The sequence below is a fragment of the Pseudomonas sp. genome (assembly GCF_026224925.1).
Lineage (GTDB): Bacteria > Pseudomonadota > Gammaproteobacteria > Pseudomonadales > Pseudomonadaceae > Aquipseudomonas.
Genome location: NZ_JAMFRV010000720.1, coordinates 1 through 9,622, shown reverse-complemented (window position 1 = coordinate 9,622; position 9,622 = coordinate 1). Strand labels below are relative to the sequence as shown.

Sequence of the window (9,622 nt, the reverse complement as noted above, 5' to 3'; positions counted from 1 at the left end):
TCCTCGTACGTTGGGTAAGCAGGTCTTGCTGATTAGCGCGGTGGGTTGCGTGTTGGTGGCGGGGGTTAGCGGCGTTGTTGCTTTGCTTGCGTCTGTGGTGTGTTTCTTTTGGTTGCTGGCCCCGGTGATTGGTCGCGGCGCGATGCTTGGTTTGTTTCTGGGTACGCCGTACGTGCGGGCTGGCGGGTTGGGTCAGGCATTGGCGGATCATCTTCCTCGTACGTTGGGTAAGCAGGTCTTGCTGATTAGCGCGGTGGGTTGCGTGTTGGTGGCGGGGGTTAGCGGCGTTGTTGCTTTGCTTGCGTCTGTGGTGTGTTTCTTTTGGTTGCGGCAGTTGATGATTCGTCGGCTGGGGGGCAGCACTGGGGATACGGCTGGGGCGATGGTGGAGTTGCTGGAAATGGCGGTGTTGGTGGTGTTGGTTCTGGTTTGATTCGGATTTTGTGGCAACCTATTGATGAAGTCCTGCTGTTTTACAAGCCAAGATCAAAGGCCAGTCATGTGTTGGCGTTGGTTTTTGGGCTGTGTATTCATTGTTTTTGGTTGCTGGGCTTATGGTTTCGCTTTTACAGCGAGGAACCATAAGGCCAGCAACCACAACGGCCGGATATACACCCCAAGCCCAACGCCAACACAAAACACGCCGTTGAGTTTGCTTAAAGCCCAGCAACCACACATGCCGGATATACACCCCTAACCCAACGCCAACACAAGACACGCTGTTGACGTTGACACCCCCCTCACCACCAGCGTAATTTCCCGCGCTTACAGTTACAGGCATATAAGCCTTTCTGGCTGCGGAGAATAAAAATATGACATCGGTCTGGCGTACCAGTGGTTGGGTTTTGCTGGGAAGCGCTCTGATTCTTGCATTGTCTTTGGGCGTGTGCCACGGATTCGGGTTGTTTCTGGCGCCCATGAGTGCGCAGTTCGGCTGGGGACGTGAGGTCTTTGCCTTTGCCATCGCCTTTCAAAACTTGATTTGGGGCCTGGCTCAACCCTTTGCTGGCGCCCTCGCGGACCGTTTTGGCGCGGCGAAGGTCGTTTTCGTGGGCGGCGTACTGTACGCGCTGGGCCTGGCCTGCATGGGGATGGCCGATTCGCCGCTGTCGTTGTCCCTAAGCGCCGGCTTGTTGATTGGTATCGGCCTGTCTGGCACCTCGTTTTCGGTCATTCTCGGCGTTGTTGGTCGAGCACTCCCAGCCGAAAAACGCAGCATGGGCATGGGCGTCGCCAGTGCGGCGGGTTCGTTCGGTCAGTTCGCCATGTTGCCTGGCACCCTCGGCTTGATCGGTTGGCTCGGTTGGTCAGCGGCATTGCTAGCACTGGGCTTGCTGGTCGCGCTGATTTTGCCACTGGTCGCAATGCTCAAGGACGTCCCAACGCCAATGAAAGGCGGCGAGCAGACCCTGCGCGAGGCCTTGCACGAAGCCTGCACCCATTCCGGCTTTTGGTTATTGGCGCTGGGTTTTTTCGTCTGCGGCTTCCAAGTGGTATTCATCGGCGTGCACCTGCCGTCCTACTTGGTGGACCAACACCTGCCTGCAAAGGTTGGGACCACGGTGCTGGCGCTTATCGGCTTGTTCAACGTGTTCGGCACCTACATTGCCGGTTGGTTGGGTGGGCGTATTTCCAAGCCCAGGTTACTCACCGTCTTGTACCTGATGCGTGCCGTCGTGATCAGCGTTTTCCTTTGGGTGCCGGTGACTGAAACCACCGCCTACCTGTTTGGAGTCGCCATGGGCTTGCTGTGGTTGTCCACCGTTCCTCTGACCAACGGTACCGTCGCGACCTTGTTTGGGGTGCGTAATTTGTCGATGCTCGGCGGCATCGTATTTTTATTCCACCAATTGGGCGCATTCCTCGGCGGCTGGCTAGGTGGCGTCGTCTACGACCGCACCGGGAGTTACGATTTGATTTGGCAAGTGTCTATCCTCCTCAGCCTGCTGGCGGCCGCATTGAATTGGCCGGTGCGTGAACGCCCCGTTGCACGCCTGCAAACCCTCGGTAGCGCCGCGTGAGCAGGCTCTGGCCGTGGCTTGGCGGCGTGGGCCTGGCGCTGCTGCTGGCCTTAGTGTGGTGGGGCTGGCAACGCGTCGGCCTCGGTGCGCTGCAACTGGGGATGAGCGTTTGCTAGGCAGTACAGGTGACGTGGAGTATTTTGGTTTTTGGACACATTGACCTCTACGATGCGCGGGACTTCGTCATGACGATTCGCTGGTTTTCAATTCCTATTGTGTTGCTCGCCATTGGAGGCACGGCACTGGCTGCCGAATGCCCACCTTTGTTGCAGGGCGAGTTGCCCAAACTGCGCGCCAAAGAAAACATTGACCTGTGCAAGCGCTTCGAGGGCAAGCCGCTGGTAGTGGTTAATACCGCCAGTTTCTGTGGTTTCGCGCCGCAGTTCAAAAGCCTCGAAGCGTTGAATCAGCGCTACAAGTCCCAAGGGCTCGAAGTGATTGGTGTGCCGTCCAACGACTTTAAACAGGAGTCCAAAGACGGCGCCGAAACGGCCAAGGTCTGCTACGTCAATTACGGCGTGACCTTCACCATGACCGATCCGCAAACGGTCAAAGGCCCTGATGCAACCCATTTGTTCAAAATACTGGCCGAACAGAGCAGTGCACCGCGCTGGAATTTTTATAAATACGTGATCGACCGCCAAGGCAATGTGATCGCGAACTTTTCCAGTCTGACCAAACCGGATGACCCGGCGATGATCGCCGCCGTCGAGAAGGCTATCGCGTCCAAACCCTGATCGACGCTAAATCCAGGCCATGAAAAAGCCCGACCGCCATGAACTGGCGGTCGGGCTTTTTAGTATTCGCCTGGCAGACCTCTCAGCCTGCCGCGAATGGGCGCATCAGAAGCGGTAGGTCACAGACGAACCGAATCCGTTGGCGCTGTTGTGGTAAGTAGCGCTGTATGGCGCCCCCTTACCCGTGTCGTTGACCGACACGCTTTCTTCTTTCAAGTACGAATAAGCAACGTCGATGGTGACGTGATCGGTTGGGCTCCAGCCAGCGCCCAAGCTGAATATGCGGCGGTCGCCTGTTGGAATCCGCACCGAACGATCAACGTTGTTGGTAGGCGATTGGTCAACCGAGAAACCGGCACGCAGCACGATCTCTTTGTTCAACTGGTAAGACGCACCGATGGCGTGAGCCCAAGTGTCATGCCAGTTTTCTGGCTCGCTAATCGTTCCCAGAGGGCCGGCATTACCGCCAAGCTGTGCTGGAACACCTTCGTTGTTGACGGTGATGTCTTTGAAGCGGCTCCAACGTGTCCAGGTGCTACCAGCGTAAACAGTCCAGTCCTGGTTGAGCTTCTGGGTGATCGAGAAGTCAACCGATTCTGGAGTGGTCAGGTCCAGGCCACCGTCGAACTTAAGGCCGTTAGGGCCGAAGCTAGAGCCAGCGTACTTGGTGTTACCTTCCAGGCCGTAGCTAACCTTGGAGTGGTAGGTCAAGCCCAGGTTGGTGGTCGCAGTCGGCGTGACGAGGATACCGACGTTGTAACCCCAGGCGTTGTCTTCACCATTGATGCGCGCTTTGCCATCGTTGGTGCCGGCAGGATTCAATTGTATGGCCGAGGTCAACTCACCTTTGATGTGGTTGAAGGTTGGACCTATACCGATCGACACGTAGTCGTTGAATGCATAGCTGACGGTGGGTTGAACCGTGATGACCGAGACCTTGCTCTTGTCACCGTAGTAGCGACCCTGGAAGCTTTTTTCATAGTCGGTGACCAGGCCGAACGGCGCATAGACACCCAGACCAACGGCCCAGTGCTCATCGATCGGTTTAACGTAGTAACCAAAAGGCACGATGGTGACTGGAACCATGTCGCCGTTGTTAGTGCTGCCGGGTTGGCCGCTGGCGTGTTTGATGTCGGTGCTTGCATCAATAGCAACCGCTCCCAAGCTGATTTGCTCGCTCTTGAGTCTCGACATGCCAGCCGGGTTACCGACAACGGTACTTGCATCATCCGCAGATGAGGAGCGTCCTGCGTAACCGGTGCCCATCCCACTAACGCTTTGTTCGTTAAGTGCGAATCCGCTTGCGAAGAGCTGGGTAGAGATAAGGCCTACAGCGAGGCTAAGTGTGGTCTTGAGTATTACTTTTTTCATTATTAGAACTCCTTGTTGATCACCGGGCGGAAATTACCAACATTTTCGCCGTTGCGCTATAGCCTGAATTACGCGAGATAGAGCCTTTTTGTAGGACAATTTGTCCAAACTGCATCGATCTGCAGTGAGACCGCACGGTCACAAAAAAACTCAAGCAAGTTGCTGACGTGCAGTTACACAATTTTGCCAAGCCGTCGCAAAGTCGCGCAGGCGACCTTGGGGCTGGAAGGTCTGACGCCAGATTCTGGCCATGCCTAGTACATCGTTGGCGAGAGGCAAAGGTGACCCTTGCGCCTCGATCAATAACCAGGCGATTGCAGTGGCATAACGCAGATTGACGGTCAGTTCGAGATGGGGCCCTTTGAGAAAAGCGTGCTGGCTGGCAAGGCCGCGAACCAGGCTGGCGCGGTCCGGGTCTAGTGCCAGGTAGTTATCCCAAAGGTGTTGATGGCGAGATTCGGTTATGCGATAGAGGCCGTGGCCTCGGCGACTGTCCAGTGCATCGCCCAGTGCTGATTGGCTGGCAGCGACGCCGAGTAGCAATGCTTCGGCAGTGGGGCAATGGCAGCCGAGATACATCAATGTGGGGCGTATCACATAGCGGCTTAACTCACTGGCTGCGATTCCCATAAAGCCTCTGGCATCCCCGTAATAATGTACTTGGCCGGCGCGGCCCTGACGCTTGGCAGCGGTGAATCGAATAGAGCCCGCCGGAAGCGACCAAGGCCGCTTGAGTTGAAGTGTAGTGTCATATTCCGAGCGTAACGGGCTGTTTTTAAAATATTTGTGCCGGCTCAGTTGTCCTGATATATCCCTTTGCGCTTAGCTTATGTCGACGTGTGCGGTGGGTTGGGCCAAATTTTGGGTAATAAAAAGCCCCGCTTCAGGGCGAGGCTTCCTACATGAGCGCTTCAGCGAGTGAAGGGCATTAACACCTTCAGGCAATCAGTGCCTGACGTGTACGGTCGATCACCATCTGCAGCGGTTCAGCGCTGGAATATTGATCGGGGTACAGGCGTTCGCTATGACGAGCGATGCCGTGTTCATTGACGATAGTGAAGCTGAAGCAGCCTTTGCGAGCGGCCATAATCAGGCAGTTCATCGGAGCAAAAGCGTTAGTCAGAGTGCGGATGGCGTCCTGAGTCTGGATTTGAGTATTCATGGTTGGGTGTTTCCTAAAGCGACACGGAATAAGCCGTGCAAAAATAAAACGTTCCAGTAAACGCGGGCCTGTGCTTCAAATGCAACGTGGCTGGGCGAGTTAACCTGACTGGAACAAAGCAGACAGTTGAAGCGCGCTTAATCGTATGGCGCTCGGGCTGACCGGTAGGTACTTAGGAGGGCAGGCAGCACAACAATGGCAAAGGTTCGACGCCAGAGGTGGAGATCCTGATCAATTTGCAGGCTGGTTCTATCAAAACATCAGAGCTGCTAACACCCTTCCCGTTATTGAGGAAGGCAGTGTATCGAGTTCATGTCTGGAACCATCGAGGTGGCCGATCCCTTTTTGTCGACAACATTTCACGCTATGAACGTGTTTGCCGAGGGGATTTGTTCGACCAGAATTGACTTTCAGCTTGGTACTAACGGCGGCAATACTAACGGATTGTTGCGCACAAGGGAAGCCATGGATGAAAATAATTTTCACGGCCCGGTGTGTCTTGCGCGGTCGCCTGCCTTGGGAGACTGGAAGCCAGAGGGTTATGCGCTTTAAATCAGTCGCTTTATAACCATCGGTGATGGACTTGTGCACACGTTCGAAGCAACCTGTGCCGAAGTGGTTATAAGCTCGACCAGACGTTAGATGTTTAGGTGGGAATTATTAAGTCAATGAAAAACATCGTTTTTTTTAACTGGTGAAAAAAACGTCAGTTTGAACGCAGGCCCCATTCTATCGGCGTTTGCGAGGGTTCAAGGCGGGTTGTCCACTGAGTTATCCACAGCTTCTGTGGATTGTCCCAAGCGCTTGCTCTAGTCCGCGGGTGCTGGGTTTTTTTTCTTTGGAATGGTAAAATCCACGCCGACTTTTACGCTGCATCTGGAGTTTTTTTATGGCATTGGACCTGACCAGCCTGTTGCTTGGCCTGGCCGTGGCGGCATTGCCATTATTGGCACTCGCCTGGCAATTGCAACGGCGGCTGGCGTTACAACGAGCCGACGCTGCGTTGCTCGACGAGCGCCTGAGCACGTCGCAAATGGCCCAAGAGGGGCTCAATGCTCAGCTTGATGCAAGCCGCGATGAAATCAGTGACTTGAGCCACGCCAATGCGGCCAAGCAAGCGGACCTTGCGGCTGCTCGACGCGAGGTCGAGTTATTGCAGCAGGAGCGGGGCAGCGCCCATGAAGCCGCTCAGCTGTGGACTCAAGAGCGCGCCAGCAAAGAGTCTGAGTTGCGCCATCTGGACGCACACTGCGCGTCGTTGGGGGCAGCGTTGCGTGAACAGCAGGAAAGCCATCAGCAACGCCTGAGCGACCTTCAGGGTTCCCGCGATGAGCTGCGTGCTCAGTTCGCAGAATTAGCCGGTAAAATATTCGACGAACGGGAGCAACGTTTCGCCGAAACCAGTCAGCAGCAACTTGGGCAATTACTGGATCCGTTGAAAGAGCGCATTCAGTCGTTCGAAAAGCGCGTGGAAGAAAGTTACCAACAGGAAGCGCGGGAACGGTTTTCTCTGAGTAAAGAGCTGGAGCGTCTGCAACAGTTGAACCAGCGCCTGAGTGACGAAGCCACCAACCTTACTCGTGCGCTTAAGGGGCAGAAGACTCAAGGTAACTGGGGCGAGTTGATCCTGGAGCGGGTGCTGGAGCATGCGGGCCTGGAAAAAGGCCGTGAATATCAGACGCAGGTCAGTCTCAAAGGGCCGGATGGCGAACGGTTCCAGCCCGACGTGCTGATCATGCTGCCCGGCAATAAACAAGTGGTGGTCGACGCCAAAGTGAGCCTGACCGCTTATCAGCAGTACGTGTCTGCTGACGATGATGTCATCGGTCAAGCTGCGCTGAAACAGCACGTCTTGTCGTTGCGCAATCACGTCAAGGGCCTGTCAGGCAAGGACTATAAGCGTCTCGAAGGCCTGCACAGTCTTGATTTCGTGTTGCTGTTTGTGCCCATCGAAGCGGCCTTTTCGGCAGCGTTGCAAGCCGAACCGAATTTGTTTCAGGAGGCATTCGACCGCAATATCGTCATCGTCAGCCCGACCACATTGCTGGCGACTTTGCGTGTGATCGACAGCTTGTGGAAGCAGGAACGACAAAGCCAGAACGCGCGAGAAATCGCTGAGCGCGCGGGTTGGCTGTACGACAAGTTCGTGTTGTTCATTCAGGACCTCGACGAAGTCGGCAATCGCTTGCAGCAGCTCGATAAAGCCTACGGCGCTGCCCGCAACAAACTGACTGAAGGCCGTGGCAATCTGGTCAGCCGCAGTGAGCAGTTGAAGCTGCTCGGCGCCAGGGCCAGCAAGAACTTGCCAGCTGACCTGCTCGAAAGGGCCATGACGGACGACGACGGTGTGTTGCAGCTACCGGAGTAAGCAAACAACCACCGTTGGTCGCTTCTGTTGTGGGCTTGACGCTATCGAGTGGTCTATCAATATGCGTCGCGTGACTCACGACTAACGTCTGTTTGACTCTCTGATCGCCATCAGCCAGTGTTTTAGCGGGCGGCCGGATTGTTTCAATCGACGAACGGGAGGTGTGTTGAGACTTAATGTCACAAATTCTTCCCGCGACATCTGGAAGCAGGCGTAAAGTGAGACATCGCACTATGATCAGTAAGACGCGACAAGGCGGATGTCAGTCGCGGAGTATTTCCCTGAAGGGGGGCGTTATGAATAGCAAAATGCAAGAGTGGCTCCATGACCTCGGTGTTGCTCTGGGCCTGATCGAACGGCCAAAGTTGCAACCTATCCCGGTTCGTACTGATGACGAGCGCCGGCGTCCACGTCGATAAGTATTAGGACTCATCGTTTTCCATCAACACCAGAATGACATCAACCAGAATTTGCAGCGTCAGGTGTTCTGGCGCTTTGTGGATTCGGTTTTTGATGCGGGTGGGGAATACGATTCCAAACTCGAATTCCAGCTGATCGATCAGTTCGTCGATCTCTGAATCTTCCAACGCCAAATCCTTGAGCGTTGCATCCTCGCGAATTTCTGCTTTATCGATCAACATGACGCCCAGCGCATTGTGGAGTCGTTGTTGAATATCGAGCCGCTCCATGAGACGCCTGCTTCTGTCACTGACAGAGAATGAGCCCCGTACTCAAGGAACCGAGACTCTGTTCACTGAGGCTAGCTCACTCTGTGATTTAGTCTGCGCTTGATCCGCCGCTTTCGTCGGCAAGCCACATTAGTATCTCCATCCGACCCAATATTTGGCCTGAAACAGATCCTATGGGAGCAGGCTTGCCTGCGAAGGGTGCCGGTCGGGCACCCCGAGATAACCTCATACCCCCTGAGCGATCATTACAGGCCGCGGCGACAACAGGCTGACCACCACGAAGCTGATCAAAGCCACCGACAAGCTGTAATAGATCGGGGTGTTGGCGTCGAAGCCGTCTTTGAGCATAAACGCCAGCGCGGTCAGGAAGCCCAGCGTCATGCTGGTGATCGCGCCTGCGGTGGTGGCTCTTTTCCAGTAGATCGCCCCGATCAAAGGGACCAACATACCGCCTACCAACAGGTTGTACGCCAGCGTCAGCGCGCTGATAACGTCGTGCACCACTAGCGCAATGGCAAGCACCACCAACCCCGTCAGTGCCGTGAACAGCCGGCTGATGCTCAGGCTCGATTGTTTGCCACCGCGCAGGCGAGGCAACAGGTCTTCGGTCACGGTGGTCGACGCTGCTAGTAAGCCAGCGCTGGCCGTGGACATCATGGCCGCCAGTGCAGCCGCGATCACCAAACCGCGCAGGCCATCAGGTAACGACACTTTGACGATGGCGGCGAAAGCGTTGTTGACGTTGTCCAGATCAGGCAGCAACACATGGGCCGCCATGCCGATCAGGGCGCACGCCAGTCCGTAGAAAATGCAGTACACGCCGGCAACAGAACCTGCGTACTTGGCCACTTTGTCCGTGCGTGCGGTAAACACTCGTTGCCAAATGTCCTGACCAATCAGGATGCCGAAGAAGTAGATCAGGAAGTAGGTAATGATCGTGTCCCAGCCGATGGTGGTCCAGCTGAAACTCGACGCCGGCAGCTTAGCCACCAACTGATCCCAGCCGCCGACGCGGTACAGGCAGATGGGCAGCAGGATAAACATCAAACCCACGGTTTTGATCACGAACTGAACGATGTCAGTCAGGGTCAGCGACCACATCCCGCCAATCGCCGAATACACCACCACCACGCCACCGCCCAGCAACACCGACATCCAGAACGGCAAGCCGAACAGCACCTGCATCACCGTGCCGATGGCGAGAATCGAGGTCACGCCAATCATCAATGCGTAGACCAACATGATCACCGCGCTGGCTTGGCGTGCCATGGGGT

General features: G+C 55.5%; 11 protein-coding genes. 6 read left to right on the top strand and 5 right to left on the bottom strand.

The annotated features are described in order from the left end of the window. From M0974_RS30050 to M0974_RS30040, 3 genes are all read left to right on the top strand, one after another. Positions 1 to 433, top strand: a 433-nt coding sequence (locus M0974_RS30050; protein WP_297845532.1) for an adenosylcobinamide-GDP ribazoletransferase, incomplete at its 5' end; no start/stop codon positions are given. A gap of 379 nt (positions 434 to 812) precedes the next feature. Continuing rightward, positions 813 to 2,021 (top strand): MFS transporter, encoded by a 1,209-nt coding sequence (locus tag M0974_RS30045; RefSeq protein WP_297845530.1) that lies wholly within the window; start codon positions 813 to 815, stop codon positions 2,019 to 2,021. 185 nt (positions 2,022 to 2,206) lie between these two features. Beyond that, on the top strand, positions 2,207 to 2,758 hold the full coding sequence (locus tag M0974_RS30040; RefSeq protein ID WP_297845529.1) for a glutathione peroxidase: 552 nt from the start codon (positions 2,207 to 2,209) through the stop codon (positions 2,756 to 2,758). A gap of 105 nt (positions 2,759 to 2,863) precedes the next feature. Here the strand turns inward: M0974_RS30040 and M0974_RS30035 are convergent, their stop codons facing one another. From M0974_RS30035 to M0974_RS30025, 3 genes are all read right to left on the bottom strand, one after another. Continuing rightward, positions 2,864 to 4,129: an OmpP1/FadL family transporter gene (locus M0974_RS30035; RefSeq protein WP_297845528.1), complete on the bottom strand. Its 1,266-nt coding sequence runs from the start codon at positions 4,127 to 4,129 to the stop codon at positions 2,864 to 2,866. 150 nt (positions 4,130 to 4,279) lie between these two features. Continuing rightward, positions 4,280 to 4,759, bottom strand: coding sequence for a hypothetical protein (locus M0974_RS30030; protein ID WP_297845527.1), 480 nt, complete (start codon positions 4,757 to 4,759; stop codon positions 4,280 to 4,282). 307 nt (positions 4,760 to 5,066) lie between these two features. Further along, positions 5,067 to 5,291: a hypothetical protein gene (locus tag M0974_RS30025; protein WP_297845526.1), complete on the bottom strand. Its 225-nt coding sequence runs from the start codon at positions 5,289 to 5,291 to the stop codon at positions 5,067 to 5,069. A gap of 312 nt (positions 5,292 to 5,603) precedes the next feature. Between M0974_RS30025 and M0974_RS30020 the strand changes: the two genes are divergently transcribed. From M0974_RS30020 to M0974_RS30010, 3 genes are all read left to right on the top strand, one after another. Then, positions 5,604 to 5,843: a hypothetical protein gene (locus tag M0974_RS30020; RefSeq protein WP_297845524.1), complete on the top strand. Its 240-nt coding sequence runs from the start codon at positions 5,604 to 5,606 to the stop codon at positions 5,841 to 5,843. Positions 5,844 to 6,294: 451 nt separating this feature from the next. Further along, positions 6,295 to 7,659 carry a DNA recombination protein RmuC gene (rmuC, locus tag M0974_RS30015; RefSeq protein ID WP_297845534.1) on the top strand — a complete coding sequence of 455 codons (1,365 nt, stop codon included), beginning with the start codon at positions 6,295 to 6,297 and terminating at the stop codon, positions 7,657 to 7,659. A 296-nt stretch (positions 7,660 to 7,955) separates the two neighbouring features. Then, positions 7,956 to 8,078 carry a PA1414 family protein gene (locus tag M0974_RS30010; protein ID WP_297845523.1) on the top strand — a complete coding sequence of 41 codons (123 nt, stop codon included), beginning with the start codon at positions 7,956 to 7,958 and terminating at the stop codon, positions 8,076 to 8,078. Positions 8,079 to 8,081: 3 nt separating this feature from the next. Here M0974_RS30010 and M0974_RS30005 read toward each other — a convergent pair whose 3' ends face one another. Together M0974_RS30005 and M0974_RS30000 are read right to left on the bottom strand one after the other, a co-directional pair. Next, positions 8,082 to 8,348: a hypothetical protein gene (locus M0974_RS30005; protein WP_297845521.1), complete on the bottom strand. Its 267-nt coding sequence runs from the start codon at positions 8,346 to 8,348 to the stop codon at positions 8,082 to 8,084. A gap of 225 nt (positions 8,349 to 8,573) precedes the next feature. Further along, a partial coding sequence (locus M0974_RS30000) for a sodium:solute symporter (protein WP_297845519.1) occupies positions 8,574 to 9,622 on the bottom strand: 1,049 nt, incomplete at its 5' end.